The 25,774-nt window shown below is 51.2% G+C and carries 21 protein-coding genes; 4 read left to right on the forward strand and 17 right to left on the reverse strand.

Features of this window, described 5'->3' with window-relative positions:
• Positions 1–126: 126 nt before the first annotated feature.
• The 6 genes from NSU01_RS27235 to NSU01_RS27260 all read right to left on the reverse strand — a co-directional run bounded on the left by NSU01_RS27235 (position 127) and on the right by NSU01_RS27260 (position 4,753).
• Positions 127–1,785: a DUF4179 domain-containing protein gene (locus NSU01_RS27235; protein WP_042139455.1), complete on the reverse strand. Its 1,659-nt coding sequence runs from the start codon at positions 1,783–1,785 to the stop codon at positions 127–129.
• Complete coding sequence (locus tag NSU01_RS27240) at positions 1,745–2,302, reverse strand: RNA polymerase sigma factor (RefSeq protein ID WP_042139456.1); 558 nt, start codon at positions 2,300–2,302, stop codon at positions 1,745–1,747. The genes NSU01_RS27235 and NSU01_RS27240 overlap by 41 nt, the downstream gene beginning before the upstream one ends.
• 175 nt (positions 2,303–2,477) lie before the next feature.
• A complete protein-coding gene (locus NSU01_RS27245; protein WP_042139457.1) occupies positions 2,478–3,389 on the reverse strand; it encodes a methyl-accepting chemotaxis protein in 912 nt (303 codons plus the stop codon).
• Between the two features lie 297 nt (positions 3,390–3,686).
• Positions 3,687–4,061, reverse strand: a complete 375-nt coding sequence (locus NSU01_RS27250; RefSeq protein ID WP_052422052.1) for a hypothetical protein — start codon at positions 4,059–4,061, stop codon at positions 3,687–3,689.
• A gap of 120 nt (positions 4,062–4,181) precedes the next feature.
• Positions 4,182–4,361 carry a YfhD family protein gene (locus NSU01_RS27255; RefSeq protein ID WP_039300782.1) on the reverse strand — a complete coding sequence of 60 codons (180 nt, stop codon included), beginning with the start codon at positions 4,359–4,361 and terminating at the stop codon, positions 4,182–4,184.
• 35 nt (positions 4,362–4,396) lie between these two features.
• Positions 4,397–4,753, reverse strand: coding sequence for a hypothetical protein (locus NSU01_RS27260; protein ID WP_042139459.1), 357 nt, complete (start codon positions 4,751–4,753; stop codon positions 4,397–4,399).
• A gap of 304 nt (positions 4,754–5,057) precedes the next feature.
• Between NSU01_RS27260 and NSU01_RS27265 the strand changes: the two genes are divergently transcribed.
• Positions 5,058–9,596, forward strand: coding sequence for a S8 family serine peptidase (locus NSU01_RS27265; RefSeq protein WP_076245052.1), 4,539 nt, complete (start codon positions 5,058–5,060; stop codon positions 9,594–9,596).
• Between the two features lie 657 nt (positions 9,597–10,253).
• Entirely contained in the window at positions 10,254–10,634 is a 381-nt protein-coding gene (locus NSU01_RS27270; protein WP_256703924.1) for a GNAT family N-acetyltransferase, read from the forward strand.
• Between the two features lie 94 nt (positions 10,635–10,728).
• Here NSU01_RS27270 and dnaJ read toward each other — a convergent pair whose 3' ends face one another.
• The 4 genes from dnaJ to hrcA form a co-directional block, all read right to left on the reverse strand.
• A complete protein-coding gene (gene dnaJ, locus NSU01_RS27275) occupies positions 10,729–11,853 on the reverse strand; it encodes a molecular chaperone DnaJ (protein ID WP_042139464.1) in 1,125 nt (374 codons plus the stop codon).
• A 218-nt stretch (positions 11,854–12,071) separates the two neighbouring features.
• Positions 12,072–13,919 carry a molecular chaperone DnaK gene (dnaK, locus tag NSU01_RS27280; RefSeq protein ID WP_042139465.1) on the reverse strand — a complete coding sequence of 616 codons (1,848 nt, stop codon included), beginning with the start codon at positions 13,917–13,919 and terminating at the stop codon, positions 12,072–12,074.
• Between the two features lie 110 nt (positions 13,920–14,029).
• Positions 14,030–14,620: a nucleotide exchange factor GrpE gene (gene grpE, locus NSU01_RS27285; protein WP_039309604.1), complete on the reverse strand. Its 591-nt coding sequence runs from the start codon at positions 14,618–14,620 to the stop codon at positions 14,030–14,032.
• A gap of 49 nt (positions 14,621–14,669) precedes the next feature.
• A complete protein-coding gene (hrcA, locus tag NSU01_RS27290; RefSeq protein WP_039309603.1) occupies positions 14,670–15,701 on the reverse strand; it encodes a heat-inducible transcriptional repressor HrcA in 1,032 nt (343 codons plus the stop codon).
• Positions 15,702–15,925: 224 nt separating this feature from the next.
• Here hrcA and NSU01_RS27295 point away from each other — a divergent pair, with 224 nt between their 5' ends.
• Entirely contained in the window at positions 15,926–16,639 is a 714-nt protein-coding gene (locus tag NSU01_RS27295; RefSeq protein ID WP_076245057.1) for a hypothetical protein, read from the forward strand.
• Positions 16,640–16,856: 217 nt separating this feature from the next.
• Here the strand turns inward: NSU01_RS27295 and NSU01_RS27300 are convergent, their stop codons facing one another.
• From NSU01_RS27300 to gpr, 6 genes are all read right to left on the reverse strand, one after another.
• Positions 16,857–17,348, reverse strand: a complete 492-nt coding sequence (locus NSU01_RS27300; RefSeq protein ID WP_042141548.1) for an N-acetyltransferase — start codon at positions 17,346–17,348, stop codon at positions 16,857–16,859.
• Positions 17,349–17,440: 92 nt separating this feature from the next.
• The gene (gene hemW / locus NSU01_RS27305; RefSeq protein WP_042139467.1) at positions 17,441–18,613 is read right to left on the reverse strand and encodes a radical SAM family heme chaperone HemW; all 1,173 of its coding nucleotides are present in this window, start codon (positions 18,611–18,613) and stop codon (positions 17,441–17,443) included.
• A 240-nt stretch (positions 18,614–18,853) separates the two neighbouring features.
• Positions 18,854–20,665, reverse strand: a complete 1,812-nt coding sequence (gene lepA, locus NSU01_RS27310) for a translation elongation factor 4 (RefSeq protein ID WP_042216867.1) — start codon at positions 20,663–20,665, stop codon at positions 18,854–18,856.
• 225 nt (positions 20,666–20,890) lie between these two features.
• Positions 20,891–21,409, reverse strand: coding sequence for a hypothetical protein (locus NSU01_RS27315; RefSeq protein ID WP_076245060.1), 519 nt, complete (start codon positions 21,407–21,409; stop codon positions 20,891–20,893).
• A gap of 30 nt (positions 21,410–21,439) precedes the next feature.
• On the reverse strand, positions 21,440–22,852 hold the full coding sequence (locus NSU01_RS27320) for a stage II sporulation protein P (RefSeq protein WP_076245063.1): 1,413 nt from the start codon (positions 22,850–22,852) through the stop codon (positions 21,440–21,442).
• A 160-nt stretch (positions 22,853–23,012) separates the two neighbouring features.
• Positions 23,013–24,023: a GPR endopeptidase gene (gpr, locus tag NSU01_RS27325; RefSeq protein WP_042139471.1), complete on the reverse strand. Its 1,011-nt coding sequence runs from the start codon at positions 24,021–24,023 to the stop codon at positions 23,013–23,015.
• A gap of 180 nt (positions 24,024–24,203) precedes the next feature.
• Between gpr and rpsT the strand changes: the two genes are divergently transcribed.
• Positions 24,204–24,476 (forward strand): 30S ribosomal protein S20, encoded by a 273-nt coding sequence (rpsT, locus tag NSU01_RS27330; RefSeq protein ID WP_039309591.1) that lies wholly within the window; start codon positions 24,204–24,206, stop codon positions 24,474–24,476.
• A gap of 166 nt (positions 24,477–24,642) precedes the next feature.
• On the opposite strand, the gene holA is transcribed toward rpsT, so the two are convergent.
• A complete protein-coding gene (gene holA, locus NSU01_RS27335; protein ID WP_042139472.1) occupies positions 24,643–25,662 on the reverse strand; it encodes a DNA polymerase III subunit delta in 1,020 nt (339 codons plus the stop codon).
• Between the last annotated feature and the right edge of the window lie 112 nt (positions 25,663–25,774).

Raw genomic sequence — 25,774 nt, forward strand, 5'->3', positions numbered from 1 at the left:
CAGCATAACGCGGCAACGTATTCGTGAGATCATCGCAATGTAAGCACAATAAATACTTCAGCCCAATTTTCCCGGTGTCTCCTAAGAAAAAAAGGCGTCCGCCCCTTTTCAGGTTTGGACTGCCTTTTAAGGCTGCAATTGCACCCGCGTCTCTTTGTCCGGCTCGTTGGTGGAATAGAAGAACATGTATATAGAAGCTTCTGTTCCTTTGAAGTCCTTATACACATCAATGCTGTGGTTTTTTCCTTCTCCGCGGAAGTTCACTGTCACTATTTTACCTAAGATCCGGTCTTTCCCTGTGCCGATATGAGTCTGATTCACGCCGCCAAAATGGGGATCATCGCTCTTCGTCTCCACATAGAGATCTGCGCCCTGCATATAGTAGGTCCACTGTACCGGATAACCACCGGTTTCCCGGATCAGCGTCTGCTTCTCGCTGGAGATATTGGTCAATTGGAGTGGCACCTTATCGTCCCCATGCCGGGTAACTTTATATTTCCCTACAAGTGTCATTGGCGTCGTCTTTATAATCTCAAGATCTGCCGGCCGTTCGAAACGCAGGGTTGTCAGCTCCCTGTCCCCGGTTGTCGAATGCCATGCTCCGCCTTCCAGCTTCCGGCCGTCCACCTCGAGTGTATAATTAACATACGGCAATTCAGCGAATTTAGCTTTGCTCCGGACGGACACACGAATTTGCGTAGGCGTGACTACCATTTGCTCAATCCTGTTATCCGTGTCTCCCGCTTCCAGCGGCAGATCCAGCGCCGTCTTGATTGTGGCGTCTGCCATCTTCTTCTTGCTCAGTTCCAGATCAAACGTCCAAGGGCCGTCTATATTGCGTTCCAGCTTGGTATAACTGAGCTTATACACTGTATCAGCCTTGGGGACGTCATCCGGCTTATAATACTGAAGCGAGGTGTATTCCCCGTTGTCTCCCGGCTTGCCAAAAGCACCTGATTGAGAATTCCTGACAAGCTCTCCGTCTCTATAGGCTATGATTTGCGGGAAAGCTAAGTCCTTCGCTTCCGAATTATTAAAGACTGCCGCCGTGGACAGCATCAGACGCTCATTCCCCTCCTTAAAGGGCTGAACACTGAAGGATTCCAGTCCATCCCGGTTCACAGGGAAGCTCTGCTGCTGCGGTGAATCGGTATCCAGGTTCAGATCGACCTCCTGCTGTGAATACGACTCGATTCTCTCTGCCGTCAGGCTCACCTTGACCGTCTCCTGATCCGGCGTCCAATTCGACTCGAAATACCCGTTATACCGTTGATTCTTCTCGTCCCATTGCTGATAATTGTATTCCATTTCATCGCCGTTCCCCTTTGCATCCTTAAGGGACATGCCTTGGATATTCCATATTCCGCTTTCCCTGTCTGCACCGACATCCAGACTGTACAGAATCACCGTCCGGTTCTCATCGGTGAGCGCCGTATGCAGCGTCAGGGTTACTCCATCCTTAGTGATCGTCTGTCCAAGCGGCTGACCCAGATTCTGCGCCAGCGCGGCCTGTACACCGCCTCTATCTCTGAGCAGGATGCCCCAGTCATATTGCACAGCAGCATATACCGGTACAGCCACCAGCAGGGCGCTGAGCGAAGCAGCGATGGTGAACTTGCGCCAGCTGCGGTGACGGCGCGGAGCGGGAGCCCCTGCATCGGTTCTGCTTACTGTACCAGCATGTCCGGCCTGCTCCATCCGTCCCCACATCTCCTCAAAATCAGGATACAGAATCTCGTTATCGTCATTTAAGCGACGCTTTAGCAGTGCTTCGGTTCTGTCCATACTGCTCTTCCTCCTTAGCTATAATCTGAACTCCCGTATCCTCCAGAATTTTCTTCATCAGGCGCAGCCCCTTGTGCTGCCTGGATTTGACCGTTCCCAGCGGAATAGCCAGCATACCGGAAATTTCATCCATACTGAAATCATGCATATACCGCAGTGTCAGTACAGCCCTGATCTTTACCGGAAGACGGGACATATATCCGGCCCATTCCAGCTTCGTTTCCTTTTGCTCCGCCAGCTTCTCTACCGGGGGCTCCGGACTCCCCTTGAACAAATGCAGATTAGCCATCAGCTTCTGCTGCAGGCTATTCCTGCGTTTCAAGTGATTCAGGCAGGTATTAACCGTGACCTTCATAATCCAGGCCTTCAAATGATCTATGTTCTGCCACTGGCTGCGGAAAAGGGTAATGAATACCTCCTGGCATAGATCCTCAGCATCGGCAGCATCGTGCACCATATAGTAGCAGGTCCGGTATACCTCTTTACTGTAGGTTTGGAACAATTCCCTATTGCCCACTTGAGCATGCCTCCTTTCTTGTTTGGACTACCCTATATAACAACCGGGGGCTTCAAAAGGTTCATTTTCTACTCACAATAAGCAAAAAAAGCATGTCTCCACGTAAATGCCCGGGATACATGCTGTAAAAGGAACTTCTATGCGGAACTGGAACAGTATTCGGAGAAAGCAACCGTCAGACGATGTTCATTACTTCACGCGCCTGATTGTCCAGTTCCTGTGCGGAAGATGCAATCAAAGTGAATTCATTCAGGGCTACCTGAATCTGCTGCTGGCTCACACCCACATTCTCCTGAACCAGGTTAAGTCCGTTAGATATTCTTCCCACTTCCTCTGTGATGGCCTGGACGCTGTCGCGAACCTCCGTGATCTGATCCTGAACCATTGCGGACAGCTTGCGTACTTCTTTGGCCACTACGTCGAATCCCCGGCCGAACTCACCGGCATGAGCAGCCTCAATAGCCGCATTAAGCGCAAGCAGGTGGGTCTGTGACGCAATATTTCGGATTGTCTGCACAACGCCGTGAATGGCCGCTGCCTGCGTCTGCAAATTCAGCAGTGTATCGGTATTTTCGCTCGAGACTTCGGCAATTTTATCAATACTCACCAGCAGATCCTGACTGCGCTCAATTCCTTTTTCCGCACGCTGATTCAGGCTGTCAGCCATTTCCTGCATCTGTTCCACTACACGGTTCATATTATTCTGTCTGCCCGTGATATTGGTCGCCACCTTCGACACGCCAATGACATGCGTATCCGTCTCATCAAACACCGGCATATACGTGGCTTCAAGCCAGACTGATTCCCCGTCCGCGTCCATCCGTTCGATTTTATCCTGAAAGCTCCGGCCCGCAAACAGGTTCTCCCAGAATAGCTCATAGCCGGGACTGTTCACGAAAGATGGGAAACACAGCTCCTTGTGCTGCATTCCATACATGTCCTCAACCCTGTATTTCATCGAACCGGCAAACACCTCATTTACATACGCTACCCGGCGGTCCAGATCAAATCGGATCAATGCGAGATTCTTTTCCAAAGCTTTGACAACCAGTTCGTCTGTAACTACTTGGGCTGATAGATTCTCCATTATGACTACTCCCTATAAATCTCAATTTTTATCCGGCTTTTTGTTGGTTTTGGTATTCTTCGCTTTACTCATATTAACGGATATCCGGGCAGTTTGGATTATATTAATGAATTAAAAAAATCAGCTTAAATGAAGCAGCTGCACAAGGAAGGCTTCCCGATGCCAGTCACGGTCCAGCTATACAGAAAGCCCCACCCCCGGCTGGCGGAGAATGGGACTATCTTTCTTGGAATGGGGTTATGCGTCTGGTGAGAAATCAACCGATGTGGCCTTCTTCATATATGTACAGATTCCGCACTATTTTCTGGGTCCGTAATCCCCGATCTTAATTCCCCATACACTATCCTTCTGGTACGCAGCCGCTTCCTGCAGATCCGGGAGCCTGGCATCCTGGGGATAATGGCGCTCCAGATACTGGACGAAAGCCCGGCGTAGACCAATCTCATTCTCCAGCTTATTGAACTCATTAGGGTGCTTCTCCATTTCGGCAAGTGAAGTCTCCCAGCCTTCCAGATCAGCAGCCTCCGATTGTCCGGTGCGGACCTTCGCGGTAAGCTCCCGAAGCTCCCGGTAAGCCTTTTTTACTTTGGAAGAATAGACTTGCTTCTGGTTCAGGAAGGTTAGCAGCGCAACCAGCAACGCCAGTCCAATCCATAAAATAACAGTATCCACTTCAGTACCCTCCCGGTTTGGCATGTCTCTTCATTATACACGGCTGCGCACAAAAACACCCCACTTCTGTGGGGCATCTTTGGCAACAGTATCAAACTCACATTATAAGGAAGGTTTCCGCTATTCCTTCTTCAGAATCTCCTCCAGCTGTCTTTTATCAGCCTCCCGGGAGCGATCCATTGCCTCTATATCATCGTGGTCCGCTTCAGCCGCTGAGAATTCAACATCCTCTGCCTTTGCCTCATAGAGCATCTTCAACTTTTCCGTCTTGGAGAAAATTTTCGAGTTTTCTCTGTCCACCTTTAATCAGCCTCCCAAGTAGTGTTATCTGACAATCAAATCATCCCGCCGGCTTCCTCAATGAGTGACAGCGCCTGATCGTAAATAGCCGATTCTACAATTACAGTCAGCAGAATATTTCTGCCTGTCGGTCCGCCATCCCCGCCGTGACTCATCCCGCTGCCGCTCGTATGCGATGCAGAGAGGATGCCCGTATGCTCACTGACAGCGGTCATGGAATCCATACTTGCCAAATTGCCGGTGACCGGATTCACTCCGGACTGCAGCCCGCTTCCGCCAAATCTGCTGAATCTGTCAATGGAAACCTCTTCTACCCGCAGCGCCTGAAGCTTGCGGGAGACCCCTTCCGCTTCCTCCGGAGCCCTAAAGTACGCCAGTATATATCTTTCCAAGACCGTATCCCCGCTCTCTTGAGATTCAAGCTCTTAGTTGTACATGTTTATGTTGTCTTGGCAACGCCATTTTTATGCTTTTTTTTCAATAGCCCAGTATATTAATCGGATTTCGACAATTTATTCAGTACTTTACCGTAATATGGTACTAAAGTAGTATATTCCAATCTGTAAATTGACTGTAAAATAAATGTAATTTTCACAATTTATTTTTGTCTCATACCCAATATGAAACTTAGGAGGGGAAGAACGGATTTAACCGGTTGCAGAAATCAAAACTAAATACTACTGGGGAGGATATTAAATGTTCAAACGCTCCATTCGAAAATTAGGCATAGGTGCAGCAAGTACAAGCTTAGCCATCTCTCTACTCTTTCCTTCCGCCTCTTATGCCAGTACGGGCACTTTCTTACCTGCAGCACCGGACCTTCAAGGCCCCGTTTCTCTTAATTCTAAGCTGGACTTATCCTCGGAAACTTTAAAGCAGTTCATCCAGAATTACAAACCTTCAACTGTAAAGCCGCAGAATTATGCCGGGACAAGCACTTCTTCAGCACCTGTCACCTTCATTGTGCAATTACAGAACGACCCTATTAAAGTTGCAGCGAACCAGACTCAAAAAAGTGCCGCTCCTTCGCTGCAGCACAACATTCTGCGGGCTGAGCACAGCAACTTCAAGTCGGCTGCCGCTCTTATCGGCGCAGTAACAGGCAATGAATACACCGAGGTCTTTAACGGTTATGAAGTAACGCTTCCTGGCAACCAGGTAGACAAGCTGCTTGCGCTGCCGGGCGTAAAGGCTGTATTCCCTAACCAGACTGTTCATGCTCTGGAAACAGAAACCGATCTTGAATCACCTCCAAGTTCAGGAGGATCAGCGCAAGAGACAGTGGGCAACGGGGATATTTTTCATACAGATGCTTTATATAGCAAGGGCGCTACTGGCGATGGTATCAAGGTAGCTGTTGTGGATACAGGTATTGATCCCAAACATCCTTATCTTCAACGTAATGGTGAAAAAGTATATAAAGGCGGATATGACGTCGTTGATAAGGACGATGAACCTTGGGAAACTGCTCCCAAAGAGGGCATGCTCCCCAAAGACGGAAACCCTTATGAAACTGCACATGGTTCTCATGTCTCCGGTATAATCCACAGTGTTGCTCCGGATGCGGATATCTATGCATACCGTGTTCTTGGACCTTACGGCTCAGGAACAACAGCCGATGTTATCAAAGGTATCGAATTGGCGGTGGAAGAAGGAGTCGACGTCATTAACCTGTCGCTTGGTTCTGATGTGAACCAGCAGTATTCGCCGGATGCCATTGCCGTGGATAATGCTGCCAAGGCAGGCGTTACAGTCGTACTTGCAGCGGGCAACGCCGGGCCGAACGCGGAAACTGTAGGCACGCCTGGAGGTGCACATCGGACAATCTCTGTAGGTGCTACTACAACTCCAGCCTTCGCTAATATATTTAAAGTTGGTGCAGTGGATAATATCTATGGCCTTTTGGCAGCGGAATCTGAACCCCTTCCTGATACAGCCGTCGGCAAAGAAATTGTCTATGCCGGACTGGGTGGTACGGTAGAGGATTATACCAAGGCTGGTGTCCAAGGGAAAATAGCTCTCGTTGACCGCGGCGGCGGCATTACTTTTGTATTAAAATCCGCTAACGCAAAGGCAGCTGGCGCCATAGGCCTGCTGATCGCCAATAACGCTGAAGGCGAATTGAATATGGCTATTGATTCTCATGGCGCTCCAACCTACGGCATCACCAAAGCCGACGGAGCTTTAATTAAAAAAGAGCTTGAAGCGAAGCGTAATACCGTTGATTTCAAAATTACTTGGGATACCAACAACTGGCTGGCCGGCTTCAGTTCGCGTGGTCCTGCACTCCCTGAACTCAATATTAAACCGGATGTCCTGGCTCCTGGCGTAGGGGTGAATTCTTCGGTTCCGGACTGGGAAAGCTCAACCGGATACGCCAAGTTCAACGGCACCAGCATGGCAAGCCCGCATGTGGCCGGGGCTGCCGCCCTTCTCCTGGACTGGAAAGAGGATTTGACGCCGGATCAGGTTAAGGTTCTCTTAACTAACAGCGCAACTCCTCTTAAGGATCGTGCAGGCAAATATTACAGTATATACGAGCAAGGCGCGGGACTTATCGATTTGTCTAAGGTGGTTGATGCTGATTCCATTGCCAGAATCTCTGAGATTCTGGATACAGGCCGCCCGGACATAGACAAAGTCGAATATGATACAGGCTCCCTGTCCTTTGGACTTCAATCGGCAGGTACTGTGACGAAGACGGTCTATGTGGATACCCTTTCCGGCTCACCAAAGACCTTCAACGTCAAGGTTAATTGGCTCACCGGACATGCGGGTATTGATGTTCCTGGCTTGGACGGCCTCTCTGTCAGCGGCGAACAAAATTTCCCTGTCTCGTTAACTATCGGTGCCAATGCCGCTCCTGGAGTTTATGAGGCTCTGCTAACACTTACGGAAGAAGATGCCGAGGGCACACCTGAAATACTAACCCTTCCTTTGGGTGTAGTGGTAGGTGACAAATACAAGCCGGATACCGTTACTGCACTCTATATTGGCGAAGATATTATCTCGCCAAATGGTGACGGCTTTCTGGATGAGACAGACTTCTCCTTCTCCGTCAACGAACCTGTAGAAAGCTTGCATATCGAAGTCGCTAATGCTTACACAGGAACCGTCGTCGGTGACGTATACGCCACTGGGGAGAAATATTATCGCGGATTGTATGAAACACTGCATTGGGATGGGTCCGTTATCGACCAGAATACCAAGAGTTCGGTCAAGCTCCCTGATGGAATCTATTCGATCACACCGGTTATCGACGGCACAACCAGTCTGGACGAGCAGGCCATCTTTATCTTTGTGGATACAACTGCACCGCTTGTTACCGGTCTGACTGTAACCGAACATACACGGGATAACGCTGATGAGCCAAGAAGTGCAACAATTAGCGGATATATCGCTGAGGACCTGCTGCTTGAACTTGTTGCCGAGGGTGAAGATCCCAATAATATATTCGGAACTTCCGCAGTCTTCGAGAGCCCTGACGGCGAGGTACTGCAGGCTAACGGATATATTGATCCGACCGGATATTTTGAAATTGAGGCTCCAGTAGCCGAGGGACTGAACCAATACTATATCTACGTCTATGACGTAGCCGGCAACGGCACGGCAGACGAAGATTATGCACAGCTGCTACGTTATAGTACTGATGCGGGCAGCACTAAGGTAACACCTGCCATATCTACAACACAAGCCGTCGTCGGTCAGCCGGTTACCGTAGATATTGGCTTTACGGTTACCGACAATGTATATGGTATTTATGGCGCTACCTTCAATCTCTGGTACAACGACACCTTGAAGCAACCAACTGTAGTGCCAAGCGTACAGTTAGCCACCTATCAAGAAGAGAACTTCCCGGGCGAGCAGTTGCCTGTATTCACTGACCTTATTCATCTTGAGAACGGACAGGACGTGCTGCAATATGGCGTTCACGTAAAGGATGGAGCATACCTTGGTAATGGCGACGGTTCACTTGGACAGTTTACTTTCACACCAACAGCCGCCGGAACTTATACCTTCAAGGTCTCGGATGCTCTGATCTGGAGTGACAGCTACTCGGCTACAGTACCGGCAGGCCTGTCGACTGTAAGCGTAGTAGTCACTGCCCCTGTCGACCCTGTAACACCTAGCAATCCCGGCTCATCAGGACCTGCTGCTACAACACCTCCGGCTTCAGGCACTACTGCGGCTTCCGGACAGCTTACTGTAACAGCTGATCCTGCAGGTGGTAAGCCTACAGCGAGCCTGGCTGTTTCCGACTCCATTCTGGATGCGGCATTGAAGAGTGCGGTGAATAACAATGTCGTACTGAGCATCACTGATGTAGACTTCTCCAAATACGGACAAGTAAGCATTGTGCTCACATCTGCCCAGGCGGACAAGATGAAGAGTTCCGCAAGTGCACTCAGCCTGAACGGCAAGGGATTCTCCCTAACTATTCCGGCTGGCACACTTCCGGACTTCATTACCGCCAGTGGCCTAACCGTCACACTCGGTTTGCATGAGGAAGCGGATACCGCTCCGCTAAGCGGCAGTACCGGAAGTATTGATATCGGCTCCTCCTCACTGACCCTCAAGAACGGCTGGACCACAAGCCAGCCTGTATTTGTACAGCTTGCCCTGAACCCTGACGGCTTGAAGGATGTCCGCAAGACAGGGGCTTATAAAGAATCTGCTGAAAACTCATGGAGTTATCTGCAGCCAGGCACCATTCCTGCAGACGGCCTGCTGCAGTTCGGCATTACCGGTGACGGCACCTACACTGCTGCCGCCCGTAATACCAGCTTCTCCGATATCGGCACACACTGGGCCAAGGATGCCGTCGAAGTTCTTGCCGCTCACGGTATCGTAGCCGGTAAAGGAACTACCGCCAGCTTCAAGCCTGCTGACAGCCTGAATCAGGCCGAACTGTTGACCCTGTTCGACCGTTTGCTTGGCAAAGGTGACACCTGGACAACGCACATCAAGGAAAGCGGCTCCCGTGATGTCCTGACCCGCGAAGAAGCAGCGGTAATATTGGCTGAGGCACTTGGTGCCGATGTCACTTCCTCTGCGCTGACCTTTAAGGATACAGGTTCTATCTCGGCTAACGCCAAGAACGCAATCGCTTATGCAGTAAGCAAAGGTTACCTCCAAGGTGTAGGCAACAACACCTTTAACCCGAAGGGTACCCTGACCCGTGCCCAGGCTGCTGTCATCCTGGAGCGTGTACTCGAGGATCTGCGTAAACAGTAAGACAAGTAATCTGTGTCCTAACTAATATGCCCTACTAAAGCGGCGGCAGCATCCTGATTTGTGGATGCTGCCGCCGTCTTTGTGCTGATTTCAAATCGTTAAGGAAAACAAACCCGAGTTTGCCTGCCGCCTCTTTGCCAGGTGACTTAGACAATAAATTCAGCCAACAGGCAGTAATTTTTAATTATAGACAAATTATATCGCCCCTATAGGATAGGATCCAATTAGAATAATATCAGATATGAATTGGCAAAAAGGGGAATCGAAAGGGCCTCCTACAGCCCATCTGGGCCCTCAGCTAATCAGACGGACTGAAAATCCGCTATTTTCCCTAATCTGGAAGGTTATCTGGTTAAGCGGACTCAGATTCCGCTAATGGGCCTGTCGCAGCCCTTTTCATGCCCAAAATTTTCGCCAGCCTCTGCCCGGCAAAGAACATATACCGCGGATAATTTAGATGTTTTGGAGCAGCCGGGATACTTAATTGGATAAAACGGCTTAAATTACACCATTGAAAATACTGCTTACCAGAAAGCTAAGCTAACGGAACAATAGTTAATTCATGAGGAGGAAATAACTCTGCAAATCATAACTGAACGGCTAATCATTACTGCATTTGACCAACAAAATTACAAGAAGGTATCTGAAACATACCCTATCGGGAAGCATACCGCCGGATATTTAGCTCATCTTGAGGAAGACCCTGAACTGCTGGGCTGGGGAGTGTGGTTTGTAACATTAGCTGACAATAACCAAATTATCGGAGACATTGGATATAAAGGGAGACCGGATATAAAAGGAATTGTAGAAATCGGATATGGAATAATTCAGGACATGCATAATAAGGGGATAGCTACAGAGTCGGTGAAAGCAATTATGGAATGGGCATTCTCCTCAGGACAAGTGAAGAAAATTGTGGCAGAATGCCTTATAGATAACCTTCCTTCCATTAATGTTCTGGAGAAATTGGAAATGACCAGAGTTAGTATAAAGGATGGAATGATTCATTGGGAAATAACAAATAACCGGCATCGTTGAATTAAGGAGAAAAAAACGCCCGCCTCCAATTTCCATGGAGGCGGGCGCTGCTATGCGGCTCCGTAGGGCCGCAGGAATAATACACTTATGAAGATCAGTCCCCGCGGAACGCACGTTTCACGCGGTCAAAGAAAGATTGCTCCTGCTCATGAGTGTTCTCTCCATTATGGGAGGCGAACTGGCGGAGCAGGTCCTTCTGCTCATCACTAAGCTTGCTAGGCGTGACCACAATGACGCGGACATGCTGATCGCCGACTCCGCTGCCGCGCAGATGCGGAACACCTTTGCCTTTGAGGCGGAAGAAGGTTCCGGTCTGTGTGCCTGCAGGAATCTTGAGCTTCACTTTTTCGGTAAGGGTAGGGATTTCGATCTCGTCACCAAGCGCCGCCTGAGCGAACGTCAATGGAACCTCGCACATAATATCATCGTTCTCGCGCTCGAAGAAATCGTGATTCTTGACGCGGAAGACAATGTACAGATCTCCGGCCGGGCCGCCGCGTGTGCCGCCTTCGCCTTCACCGGTCATGCGCAGCTGTGCGCCGTCATCGACACCGGCAGGAATGCGCACATGAATCTTGCGCTGTTTCTTAACCTTGCCCTGGCCTGCACATGTTGTACATTTTTCTTTGATGATCTTGCCGGTGCCGCTGCAATGGGAGCAGGGACGGCGGTTACGCATCTGTCCAAGCGGTGTATTCTGCACGAATTCCTGCTGGCCGCTGCCGTGACATACGGAACAGGTCTCCGGCTTCGTTCCAGGTTTGGCACCGGAGCCAAAGCAGGTATCACAGGTCTCCGTACGCGGAATGGTAATATCGGTTTCTTTACCGAATACCGCTTCCTTGAATTCAATGGTCATCGTATACTGCAAATCGCCGCCGCGCTGCGGTGCATTCGGATCACGCCGTCCGCCGCCGCCGAAGAACATGTCGAAGATATCGCCAAGACCGCCGAAATCTCCGCCGCCGCCGCCAAAGCCGCCGCCCATGCCCTGGTTAGGATCAATATGTCCATATTGGTCATAACGAGCCCGCTGCTGCCCGTCACTGAGGACGTCGTAAGCTTCCTTAACCTCTTTGAACTTGGCTTCTGCATCGCCCGCTTTATTCACATCCGGATGATACTGGCGCGCCAGCTTACGGTACGCTTTCTTCACATCTTCGTCTGAAGCATCTCTACCGAGGCCCAGAACCTCATAATAATCGCGTTTATCTGCCACTGCTTTCACCTCCGTACATCGTTATTCTTCTGCCCTTAACATGGCAAGTAGAAACGGCTACGCCGTCCCGCGGGGACGGCACCGTTTCTTCGAGAAATGTAAGAAGAAATTTATGACGGGAAACCCATAAACCCTTACATTTTAAAGGGAAAGCCAAAACACGGGATGCCCCGGTTTTGACCTTCCCCTCTCACCAAATAGAAACTTATCGTTTAAGGTTACCCTTGATTCTTCTCATCGTCAACCACTTCGTAATCGGCGTCTACCACGTTGTCTTTCTTGGCATTGCCTTCAGAAGCTCCCTGGCCGCCTTCAGCGCCTTGCTCAGCTTGTGCAGCCTGTTCATACAGCTTCACTGACAACTGCTGTACGATCTCATTCAGCGCCTCTGTAGCGGCAGTGATTTCTTCCAGATTGTCGGTTTCCAGTGCAGCCTTCACTTTGTCTTTGGCTTCATTGGCTTTCTCGATTTCGGAAGCGTCGACTTTGTCAGCAAGGTCCTTGATGACTTTGTCCGTGGAGTATACGAGCTGGTCAGCGTTGTTCTTCGCTTCTACCAGTTCTTTACGCTTACGGTCTTCCTCAGCATGCAGCTCGGCATCCTTCATCATCTGTTCTACTTCAGCATCGCTCAAGCCGCTGGAAGAAGTGATAGTGATCTTCTGGCTCTTGTTGGTGCCTTTATCCGTAGCAGATACGTTAACGATACCGTTGGCATCGATGTCGAAGGTTACTTCGATCTGCGGTACGCCGCGCGGTGCCGGTGGAATCTCGTTCAGCATGAAGCGTCCCAGTGTCTTGTTGCCGTTCGCCATCTGGCGCTCACCCTGCAGTACGTGGATTTCCACGCTCGGCTGGCTGTCAGCGAAGGTCGAGAACACCTGCGATTTGCTTGTAGGGATCGTAGTGTTGCGCTCGATCATCTTCGTGAATACGCCGCCTGCAGTTTCAATACCCAGGGACAGCGGAGTTACGTCAAGCAAGACCACGTCTTTAACATCACCAGTCAGCACGCCCGCTTGAACAGCAGCACCAAGGGCTACTACTTCATCCGGGTTAACGCCTTTGTGAGGCTCTTTGCCTGTAAGCTTCTTGATCGCATCCTGTACGGCAGGAATACGTGTGGAACCGCCGACCAGCACGATTCTGTTCAGATCAGCTGGCGTCATGCCGGCATCGCTAAGCGCTTGACGGGTTGGTCCAAGCGTACGCTCTACCAGGCTTGCAGTCAGTTCGTCGAACTTGGCACGGGTCAGGTTGACCTCCAAGTGCTGTGGCACTCCGTCAACAACCGTGATGAACGGCAGCGATACAGTAGTTGTCAGTACGCCGGACAGCTCTTTTTTCGCTTTTTCCGCAGCGTCTTTCAGACGTTGTACAGCCGCTTTGTCTTTGCTCAGGTCAATGCCTTGCTCTTTCTTGAATTCAGCCACGAGATAATCCATAACCAGCTGGTCAAAATCATCCCCGCCCAGACGGTTGTCACCGCTGGTAGCTTTTACTTCGAAGAAGCCGTCGCCCAGTTCAAGGATCGATACGTCGAATGTACCGCCGCCAAGGTCATAGACAAGGATCGTCTGGTCTTCGGATTTCTCCAGACCGTAAGCAAGTGCTGCTGCCGTTGGCTCGTTGACAATACGCAGAACTTCAAGACCGGCAATTTTGCCCGCATCCTTCGTAGCCTGACGCTGGCTGTCATTAAAATATGCAGGAACCGTAATAACGGCCTGGGTTACTGTCTGGCCCAGATAGGCTTCAGCATCGGATTTCAGCTTCTGGAGAATCATCGCCGAAATTTCCTGTGCGGAGTAGTCTTTGCCGTCAATGCTTTCTTTGTGGTTCGTACCCATGTGGCGCTTAATGGAAGCGATGGTACGGTCCGGGTTCGTAATTGCCTGGCGTTTAGCTGTCTCGCCGACGATACGCTCGCCGTCTTTCTTGAAGCCTACCACCGATGGGGTTGTACGCGCGCCTTCCGGATTCGGGATAACGACGGCTTCGCCGCCTTCCATAACGGCAACGCAAGAGTTGGTGGTTCCAAGGTCAATACCGATAACTTTACTCACTGTAATTTGCCTCCTCAGACATAAGGTGAAGCCCGGGGCTTCAACCATTCATATTGTTATTGTGGTGTAACATTGTCTTCATAGAATAATGCTCACTTATATAGACAGAACTACATGCTGACTTTGACCATGGCCGGACGAAGAACTTTATCTTTCAGGAGATAGCCCTTCTGGACTTCTTCTGTCACGATGCCTTCCTCGTGCTCCTCGCTCTCCACCTGCATGATCGCCTGATGATATTCAGGGTTAAAAGGCTGTCCTACCGTTTCCATAGCTGTAAGTCCTTCAGATCTCAGCACTCCATCCAGCTGCCGGAAAATCATATTGATGCCTTTGGTGAACGCTTCGGAATCCGCGCCTGCCGGAGATGTAGCCAATGCACGCTCAAAATTGTCGAGTACCGGAAGCAATTCAGTTACGAGCTTGGAAGTCGCATATTGCGCCAGCTCTTCCTTTTCCTTCTGTGTGCGGCGGCGGAAGTTATCGAAATCAGCCTGTACACGCAGTGCGCGCGCCTGATGTTCATTCGCAAGCTCCTGCAGCCGTCCGAAATCCTCTCCACTGCCTGAAGCCGCCTCGCCGGCCTCTTCAGCCGTAAATGTGCCAGTGCCTTCTGCAGCTTCCGCCTCATCAGCAGCCTGGTTTTCATTTATGGAGGGATCATTCTGTTCATTCATTTCCTGAACCTCTTCCTCTTTCAAGTTGTCTTCACCTCCTTATCATCATTCACCGTAATCAATTACGCTCTGTTCACTTATACCAGTGTGCCAGCATCGCTGTCAAATCCCGGGACAGAATCCCCAGAATGCCCATTACGCGCGCATACTCCATCCGGGTCGGACCCAGGATGCCGATGCTCCCCAGCGCCTTGCCATCCAGCGAATAGGTAGCGGTAATCAGACTGCAGTTCGCAAAAGCATCATGCTTATTCTCTGTACCAATGCGCACTTGCATCCCTGTTCCGCCGCTTGCCGGGGTCAGCATTTTGAGCAGGGTTGGCGTCTCTTCCAGCAGATCCAGAATATTCTTCACCTTGTCGACGTCCTTGAACTCCGGCTGGGTCAGCATATTCGTTGCACCGCTGAGATAGATGCGCTGTTCATGGTCGCTTTCGAGCGCCGTGTCCAGCACCTGCATTAATTCTTCATAGTGGGAGATGTGACGCTGCATTTCCTCACCCAGCTCGGAATAGAGCTGGCTCTTCAGCTTATAGAGCGGTACATTCACCAGCTTGCTGTTCAGCAGATTGACGACCTTCTCCATCTCGGATACAGAAATATCCGGAGGAAGGTTGACGATCTTGTTCTCCACCTGTCCCGTGCTGGTAACGATAATCGCCACCGCAGTGTTGTCATCGAGCGGAAGCAGCTGAAAGTGGCGCAATGAAGTATGAAAAACCTCCGGTCCCAGCAGGATGGAAGTATAATTCGTCATATTGGAAAGAATCATTGCCGCATGTTGGATAACCTGCTCTGTCGCATTCAGCTTCTCGGCGAAAAAAGCGCGGATCGTGCCCAGTTCGGCCGTTTCGGCGGAATTCCACGGTACCAGATGGTCCACATAATAGCGGTAGCCCTTATGAGAAGGGATTCTCCCTGCCGAAGTATGAGGTTGCTCCAGGTATCCCAGGTCCTCAAGATCAGCCATTTCGTTGCGGATCGTTGCAGGACTGTAGCCTACATCGCCGCGTTTCGAGATACTGCGCGAGCCTACCGGCTCAGCGGAAAGAATATAATCATCTACGATTGCATTCAGTATCATTCTCTGGCGTTCAGTTAACATGTTATTCCCTCCTATCGGCTGTGGCTCCGATTCGTTAGCACTCTAGTCAGATGAGTGCTAACCACTAATACAAAAATACCAAACTGACCTTGGCATTGTCAAGTCAGTTTCACAAATCACAAAGCACTGGCAGATGCATTTTTTTCAAGATAAAACCATTATTTCGGATATGCCCCCGCAACCATTCATCCGCTTCATCGTCAGATAGAACAAGGGGTGATGAAATGCGCTTGATGAAACCATGGTTATTTGCCTTATCCGCCGTGATCCTATGTGTGCTGTTGCTTACGGCCTATACAGTGAAAACAACTCAGAACAAGTGTTACTTTGACGATGTGGATTATGCATCCGTCCTGCAATGGAATGGTGTCCTCTATGGCGGTGAAACGGATAGTGATCTCAGCGGACTGAGCAAAGGAAAGGCTATCGGCAAGATTACCTACAGCAAAACCGAGCATAGATGTCCCCGTAAGAAGGTGCAGGATGGAGATGCCACGAATCTGAAGACAGGTACTCAGCTCTATGAAGTGAATAGATATAAACCTTCGGCGAGAATCTGGGCGGGTGACCAGCTCTATGAGGCGTACAGCAACCCTGCAGCCAGAACCCTTAACGATCTGCTGGATGCCGAGGGCAAAATACAAACCGTCCGTTTCATCAGCGGCAATGACGGTTCAGACCTGATGGACTTTACTCCGGAGGCCAACGCCATATTTATCCGTGAATTCCCCAAGCTGGAGTACATCCCGCAAGAGGAGCTGTCCAAACAGACCAAGAGCTGGGTGGGCAATCTGTACTGGATGGAAATCGAAATGAAAGACGGGTCCACCAGAAGGATTGCCTATAATACAATGTTCCCTTCATTTCACTCTGCATATGCCACTCCGGAGCTGGCCGAGCTGATAGAGCAGCAGCGCAAGCTTATTTATGCCAGGTAACCGGTCAACCGCATGTGTGTGCAAAGCGGAATTGTTGTACGTTATACAACTTGAATGCTTAGAAGCAACAACAGCAGCACAGATCCAAATATTCACTATATAGAGTGAAGTGTAACATCCACATATCCGCGCAAAAAAACCACTCCCCCCGGAGCTTCCGATCCGTAGGCAGTGGTTTCTTATTATATAGGCTGCCGCAGAACCTATGGCCCCCGGGTTAATCCAATCTCTTCAGCACAGCAATTTCATCGCAGGCATGCTGCTTCTTGCAGTGCACACAATCAGTCCAGACCTTCTCCGGGAAAATCTCCTTCTCCACCACATCGAAGCCGTTTCTGAGGAAGAAATCCACGGCATAGGTCAAAGCCATAATCTTCGGAATTTTCTGGCGTCTGGCTTCTTCCGTCAGCTTCTCCAGAATCATCGAGCCTACGCCTTTGCCCTTGCCTTCATCCCGCAGACCAATCGAACGTACCTCTACGAGGTCGCTTCCGAGTCTGAACAAGGATCCGCAGCCGACAAATCTGCCGCCGATTTCAGCAATCACGAACTGATCGATCTGGCGGGCCAGTGCTTGCCTGGAACGGGGCAGCATAATTCCGCGCTGAGCGTATTCCTCTATCATCAGATACAGCGGCTCTACATCCTCCACTGTAGCATTTCTGCATATCACTTGCTGATCTCCCGCAGGAGAAGACTGGCGGAACATATCCGTTTTGACAAGCACTTTGACTCACCCCTCGTTGTTAATATGAATAAATATACAACAGAGTGAATTACAATTCAAGGGGTATTTTAAAATTAAACTTCTGTCAAAGCACCGACAAATTCTCCAAATACATCGTTGCCGAACAGGATTCCCTGCTTGCTCAGACGATAGGTTTCCCCCGACTGCTCCAGCAGCCCTGCCTTAAGCATTTTATGCAGCGATCCCGCAAAAATATCCTCCAGCGACTTCCCGAATTGTGAGCGGAATGCCGTATCCGACACCCCTTCGCGCATCCGCAGGCCGACCATCATGAAATCCTCCATCGCCTCCTGCTCGGAGATAGGGAAGCTGTCCAGACGGGGCAGCCCGCTGCGCGTAGCTTCATTATACGGATTAACGCCCTTGATATTCATATGCCGCTGGCGGCCCACATATCCGTGCGCCCCGGCACCGAGGCCATAATAATCCTCGTTGCGCCAGTAGGTAATATTGTGGCGGCTCTCCAGCCCCGGCTTGGCAAAATTGCTGATCTCATATTGCGTATAACCCGCAGCTTCCATGGTGGACATAAGCAGCAGATACATCGCCAGCTCATCCTCTTCATTCGGCAGGGGAAGTTTGTTCTTATTAAATAGGGTGTGGAACAGCGTGTTCTCCTCAACCTTAAGACTATAGATAGAATAGTGGGGAAGATCCAGCGCCAGCGCCTTGTCGATGCTCTCTCTCAGCATATCCACCGTCTGGTTCGGCAGGCCGAACATCAGATCCAGCGAAAGATTATCCAGCCCGGCCGCGCGGGCATTCTCCAGACTGCGGTAGACATCATCCACATCATGAATACGGCCGATTCCGCTAAGCAGCTCGTTCTGAAACGCCTGAACGCCGAAGCTCACCCGGTTGACGCCGCCTTCCTTCATTACTCTGAGCTTATCTATATCGGTAGTGCCGGGATTAGCTTCCATAGAGAACTCGATATTCTCATCCCACTGCGGGAAGTGTCTGCGGACCGATTGCAGGAAATATGCCATCTCATCCGGTTTTAGCACTGTAGGCGTACCGCCGCCGACAAAAATAGTCTTGATTACACCGGGAGGCGTGTTCTTCACGGTCAACTCCATCTCACGGTCAAGGGCATACAGATACTCCATGACCGGCTGATCCTTCAGGACATAGGAATTGAAATCACAGTAGAAGCACTTATTGGTGCAAAACGGGATATGAATATATACGGCCTCAGGGGGACGGCCATTGTTTGCTGTGTTCATAGCTGTCTCCTTTGTTCTATTTAATGTAAAAGCTATTTGCAGCCTCTGCTGCTGAAAAGTAAGAAGAAACGGCTGCGCCGCCCTGCTTAGGTCGGCACCCGTTTCTGCGAGAAATAAGCGATTGATTATTATCTTAATCCTGTTTCTCCGGGAAAAATAACATTTCCAGAAAAGGGAAGCCCTACGGCTTCCCTTGCAGGTCTATAATCCAGCTGTCAGCTCCAAGGAGCCTGCACGCTGCTACTCAATCTGAAGCACAGCCATGAACGCTTCCTGCGGCACCTCTACGCTGCCGACTTGCTTCATGCGCTTCTTACCTTCCTTCTGCTTCTCCAGCAGCTTCCGCTTACGCGAAATGTCACCGCCGTAGCATTTGGCCAGTACGTTCTTGCGCATCGCCTTAACGGTCTCGCGCGCAACCACCTTCGTGCCGACGGATGCCTGGATCGGCACCTCGAACATCTGGCGCGGGATAATGCCGCGCAGCTTCTCGCAGATGACCCGGCCGCGGTTATAAGCGCGGTCGCGGTGAACGATGAAGGACAACGCATCGACCTGCTCATTGTTGAGCAGGATATCCATCTTCACCAGATTCGACTGGCGGTATCCGGAGATCTCATAATCGTAGGAAGCATAACCCTTTGTTCCCGATTTCAGCTGATCGAAGAAGTCATATACAATCTCGGACAGCGGAATCTCATACGTAATGGTTACACGGTTCGTATCCAGATACTCCATGTTAACGAATTCGCCGCGTTTGTTCTGGCAAAGCTCCATAACTGTACCTACGAAGTCATTCGGTACAATAATTCCTGCCTTCACATATGGCTCTTCAATGAAGTCAATCGTCCCGATCTCCGGATAATGCGACGGATTGTCGATCTGAATGGTCTCACCGTTAGTCAGCTTGATGCGGTAAATAACGCTTGGTGCTGTAGTAATCAGCGGAAGATTGAACTCGCGCTCAATCCGCTCCTGAATGATCTCCATGTGCAGCAGTCCAAGGAAGCCGCAACGGAAGCCGAAGCCCAGGGCACTGGAGCTTTCCGGCTCGAAGCTAAGTGAAGCATCGTTCAGCTGCAGCTTCTCCAGCGCTTCACGCAGATCATTATAATCAGAGGTCTCAATCGGATACAGACCACAGTAGACCATCGGATTGATCTTGCGGTAGCCCGGCAGCGGTTCAGGCGTCGGATTCTTGGCATCCGTCACGGTGTCACCGACACGCGTGTCTCCTACATGCTTAATCCCGGCCACAATAAACCCTACATCGCCGATGTTCAGCTCAGGCACAATGGTCATACGCGGCATGAATGCCCCGACTTCGATAACTTCAAAGGTTTTGTCGGTTGCCATCATCTTAATCTTGGAACCGGCACGGATACTTCCGTCCATAACGCGGACATAGACGATAACGCCTTTGTACGGGTCATAGTGGGAATCGAAGATCAGAGCCTTGAGCGGTTCTTCGGAGTTGCCTGTCGGCGCCGGAACCTGCTTAACGACCTGCTCCAGAATCTCCTTAATGCCGATGCCGGCTTTGGCGGAAGCCAGAACCGCTTCGCTCGTATCCAGCCCGATTACATCCTCAATCTCCTGCTTCACCCGGTCAGGATCGGCATTCGGAAGGTCAATCTTGTTGAGCACCGGAAGAATCTCCAGATTGTTATCGAGTGCCAGATACACGTTAGCCAGGGTCTGGGCTTCAATCCCCTGTGCTGCATCCACTACCAGCAGTGCGCCTTCGCAGGCGGCAAGACTTCGGGATACCTCATATGTGAAATCGACATGCCCCGGTGTATCAATCAGATTCAGATAATAATCCTGTCCATCGTCGGCACGATAAGTCAGGCGTACAGCCTGCAGCTTAATGGTGATACCGCGTTCGCGCTCCAGGTCCATTTGATCGAGTACCTGCTCCTGCATTTCACGCGAAGTGAGCGCACCTGTATACTCCAGAATACGGTCAGCCAGTGTCGATTTGCCATGGTCTATATGTGCAATAATCGAGAAATTGCGGATTTGTTGTTGTCGTTTCTGAACGTCAGTCATTCCTTACCCCCACAGACAGCCTAATGTTAATCCTCTTATTATAACAGTACGGGCTTCACCCATCAATCCCGCCAGCTGCGGGAAAATAAAGAAACACCCGGGGCAGCCAAAAATTACAGGAGAATCCGTGAAAAAGGAACGGCTGCGCGCTCCAATTTAAGCGGCAACCGTTCCATAATGACATATTAACCTTCGAAGTCTGTCCGGCTGCACACGGACACTCCTTCACTCCTCCGATGAATCGAAGAGGGAGACTACCCAGCGGATGCTTTTCTGCGAAGCCTGCTGCAGCAGGCCTGCCGTCTTGTCCGCGAGCACATCTACGGTCGGCTTCTGTTCCCCGGGAATCAGAATCTGCTCAGGACTGAGGGTAGTGTAGTCCTTCACCTCCTGCTGCGGAAGGCTCCCCGTCCCGGCTGCTGTATCCGTACCAGCTGCAGCCGGCTGCTGCACAGGCAGCACCTTATAGGCCCCGGTAGCCGGATCAATGACAACCGGCACATATACATAGGCTTGCCCGCCCTGAGCCCTACCCGCGGCCGGAAGAGACGCAGCTCCCGCTGTGCTGCTCTGCCCTGCAGGGAGCTGTCCACCGGCCGAAGAAGTATTCCCGGCCATAGTGTTCCAGCCCGGCAGCACGCCGGAGACTCCTGAACCGCTGCCGCCGCCGAATTGCAGACCCACCAGAAGCCCGACTCCCGCCCATATCCCGACCATGACCAGCTTTTTACCGAACCGCGTCATATTCCCCGCTCCTTTTTCAAGTGAATTAGCTCAGGAAGCACCGCCTGCGGATGTCTTCGCGCTCGTGCCCTCCAGTTTGACATCGCCCTCTTCAGGCGCCGCCGCCTTCTCTGCATCCCGGCTGGCCCAGTACACATCCGCGATGGCATCTGCCAGAATATCTGCTGTCCGCTTCAACTCTTCGGCAGAATTATCGATTCCGCCTACCTCAATCAGCACGCTGTTCGGGGATAGTGTCTGGTTATACTCCCCATTATTCCCGTTTCCTGAGGATTTCCCCCATATGCCACGGGATACTCCCGGATAATTTTTCTCCAGCAGCTGATGAATCTGATTGGCGAAGGCCTCATTTTGTTTCCAATTCTTATTCGCATGCCCGAGGATGAAGTACACCTGTGCATAATTTTTACCATTGATTTCTGCTGTGGTTTTGCCATGCCGCTGCGAGTCGCGGTGGATATCGATCAGCTCACTCATTTCCTGATTGGCGGCCATCGCCGATTTCACAGTCATGCGTGAATATTTATAGGAGAAGTTCCAGTTATAATCCGGCACCTCCGTGGCGTAATCCTCTTGGGCATGGACAGTTCCTATCCCGCGGGCTTCCAGCCGCTTGGCAATATATGATCCTACCAGCATTACATTCTTGGAAGGAACCGCAGAGCTTGGATTATCGCTTGCTGCGCCAAGCAGAGGATTATAGGCCTCGCGGGGATGGGAATGATAGATTAGGATACGTTTGATCGAGGTATCCCCGGTACCGTTCTCCGCATCTCCGCTCCCCGAATAACCTTCGCTCTCACCAGGGTCTGTAACCGTACCGCTTGAATCCGGTGCAGGCGTAGCCTCCGGCTGCACAACTTCTCCGCCCGGGTTGTCCGTTTCGCCTCCGGCAGGCGGATCATTGGTCCCCGCCTCTGTGCCTGTGCCCAGGTCCGTTCCCGGATCAGCACCGGTTCCTGATTCGCCACCAGCCGCTAATTCATCGACACCGGGATGATAATCCGCAGGCGCCCCTGCCGTACCTGTCCCCCCGGAGCCTTCCCGGAGCAGGAAGGGATCATCTGCCGCAAGGCCGGGCATCTCACGCGATACCAGACTTTTGGGATCGCCCGGGTCGACGCTGGTGAGCAGCCGGAATACGAAGGAGGTAACCTTGTCGCCCGAGAATGCTGAAGGCTCCTCACCCTGCGGCAAATGCGGAACCTCCATGCCCAGCAGCTCCATGAAGAATCCGCTGGAGAGTGAAGCAGCCAAGCCCTTCATAGAGGGAATGGGTGAAGAGTTCAGCTTCTGTCCGGCCAATCCGCCGGCTCCAAGCAGCATGAAAAATACAAGTGAACCTCCGGCCAGCAGCAGCATCGTTCTCCCCAGCGACAGAACATCCAGCAGCCTTCCCCGCAGCCGGCCAATATTCCATAGCTGAAACCATTTTCTGTTCATGATTGTTATGTCCTCCTCTAAGCCCTCTGTAATCTCTCATACTCCAAATCTATGAGCGGAAGAGTAATGCTAGAACCTTAGAATGAGAGGACATAGAGAAGACCCGCAGGGCAGTGTTGCCTTACGGCAGACTGTGCGGGCCTGTGAAGAATGGTGCAGATTAGTGAGTATAGGCTCCAACATTGCCCGGATCTACCGCTTCATGCAGTGCAGCGTTGAGTCCGCTGGCGACAATATTGGCGATCTCTTCAATAAACTCGTCAATTTCCTTGGGGGTGACGATGAGGTCATGCCCCAGCGGTTCAAGCACTTCCTTAACCAGCGCCAGCCGCTCCTGCTCGGAGATATCATCCAGCAAGCCCATAATCTCTTTGGTATGAGCACCGCCGCCTTCCATCTTCCCGAAATGATTGCTCATCATCTCCAGCACGTTGTTGACGATCGTTGAAGCGTAGCAGACAGTAGGAACGCCGATAGCAATGCAGGGAACACCCAGCACCTCTTTAGTCAGACCCCGCCGTTTGTTGCCGATGCCTGAACCCGGATGGATGCCGATATCGGCAATCTGGATCGTTGTATTGATTCTTTCCAGCGAACGGGAGGCCAGGGCATCAATGGCTATTATCACATCCGGCTTCGTACGGTCTACAATCCCTTGTACAACCTCACTGGACTCAATGCCGGTCAGGCCGAGCACACCAGGGGCAATTGCACTCACATTCCGGTAGCCGGGCGAGACCTGATCAGGAACCAGCTCATAGAACTGCCGGGTAATCAGAGAATTCTCCACGACCAGCGGCCCTAGAGAGTCTGGAGTTACATTCCAGTTGCCGAGCCCTACAATAAGTACGGAGGAGTTACGGTTAATGCCGATCCTGTCCAGAAAATGCTCAAATTCACGGGCAAACACAGTGGAAACCTTCTGCTGCAGGCCGGTATCCCCTCCGCGCAGTGCCGGAACCTCCAGCGTCACGTAGTTGCCGATGGCCCGTCCGATCGCCTGGGAACCGGCATTGTCTGCTACAGCAAGCCGGGTAACCTTGATGCCATCTGCTTCCTGCACCTCTTCATTGACGCCGGGAATGGGCGCATTGGACCGCGCTTGAGCCATTTCCTTTGCTTCCACTGCCAAATCCGTACGTACCGAATACAGCTGAAGATCCAGTTCCATTATTAGTTCAGCCTCCTTAAGCATATTGCCGATAGTGTGCGAGAGAAAGCCGCTGTTTATACAATCCCCGGTGCTATAATTCAAAAGCTTTTAGTGTTGCTTTTTGCTACCCTTCATGCTAAACTATTTTAAGTTGTGAATCATATGATGATTTCGAATGTCTTCCAGGAGGTGAATGCAATGCCAAATATCAAATCCGCGGTTAAACGCGTCAAGACGATCGAGAAACGCCGTGCACTGAACGCTTCCCAGAAGTCCGCGCTTCGTACAGCTGTGAAAACTGCTGATGTAGCACTGACAGGTACGGAAGTGGAAACTGCTCACGCTGCTTTCCAAGCTGCTTCCAAAAAGCTGGACAAGGCTGTAACTAAAGGCCTGGTTCATAAAAATGCGGCTGCCCGCAAAAAATCCCGCTTGGCTAAGAAATTGAACGCTCTGAAGGCTCAAGCTTAAGCCACGGGCGACAATCATAACGAGCACTTGAAGAACCTGACCGCTATGCTGCATACGGTTAGGTTTTTTTGTGCTATTTTTTCTTATACCGGAATAGCCCAAGAGCCTGCCCACCCGCATGGATGCGGAGCGGACAGGCTCTTAGGCTACGCTAACCTGTACCTGATTACACGCCAAGGCGAAGCATAAACATCTCCAGCCCCAGCACTTTATCGATTGCACCTGTCTTCATCTGATAATCAAGATCGGCCAGTATGCTGAGAATCTGCCGCAGACGCTGGCTGCCGAACTTATGGGCCTGCTCTCCCGCAAGCTTGACCGCATACGGATGCAGCCCGAGCTGGGAGGCAATCTGCCCTTGCGAATAGCTCAGACCGGACAGATCCTTGACCTGCAGGATGATCCTGAACTGCCGCGCAATCAGTGCAGCGATCTTGATCGGCTCCTCCCGCTGCTTCAGCAGCTCATAGAGCGTATTCAGTGCCTTATCGAGGCGCAGATTCGCGATATCCTCCACCAGCGTAAATATGTTCTGCTCCGTGCCGCGGTGGACCAGACTCTCTACTGCCGCAGCATCCACCTTACCGCCAGTACCGGCGAACAGGCACAGCTTGTCCATCTCTGCCGACAGGCCCTGCAGCCCGGTTCCGGCACTTGCAATGAGCACCTCAGCTGTGCCCGGAGCAGCCGTACAGCCGCGGTCGCGGAAGCCCTTTTCCACCCAGCGCAGCAGCTCCTCCGCACCCAGCGGATTGAAAGCTAAGACGGTGCCGGAGGCCTTGGCTGTTTTGACGATTTTTTTGCGTTCATCCAGCTTATCGTTGTTCACCATAAATACAATCACGCTGAATTCAGCAGGATGCTGCATATAATCGCTTAGCAGCTCTACACGGTGTTCAATCTTGGCGTTCTCCTTGCCTGCCGTGAACAGGGCGGCATCCCGCACCAGCAGCAGCTTGCGCTCTACCATAAACGGAACGGTCTCTGCTTCTTCTATGACGGCCTGCACCGGCGTTTCGGAGAGATCGAAGGGAATCACCGCGAAGTCACGGTCCTCTTTGGCTATCAGGTGTTCCTCCAGCATGGCCGTGAATTCATTCATCCGGAATTTCTCGCTGCCATACAGTACATACAGCGGTGAAATTTTCCCCTGTTTGATGTCTTTGGCCGCCGTTTTGGCATCCATCCCGCCACTTCCTTTTCCATTTCATTGCCTGGTTGCGTACAACGTACAACACATACATTCATACATTTTAACAAAAAAACGCCTGCAAATATAGGCAAAAACGGAGCAACCT

Origin of the sequence: Paenibacillus sp. FSL H8-0259 (genome assembly GCF_037963255.1) — a bacterium.
In the GTDB taxonomy this organism is placed as follows: domain Bacteria; phylum Bacillota; class Bacilli; order Paenibacillales; family Paenibacillaceae; genus Paenibacillus_AQ; species Paenibacillus_AQ phytohabitans.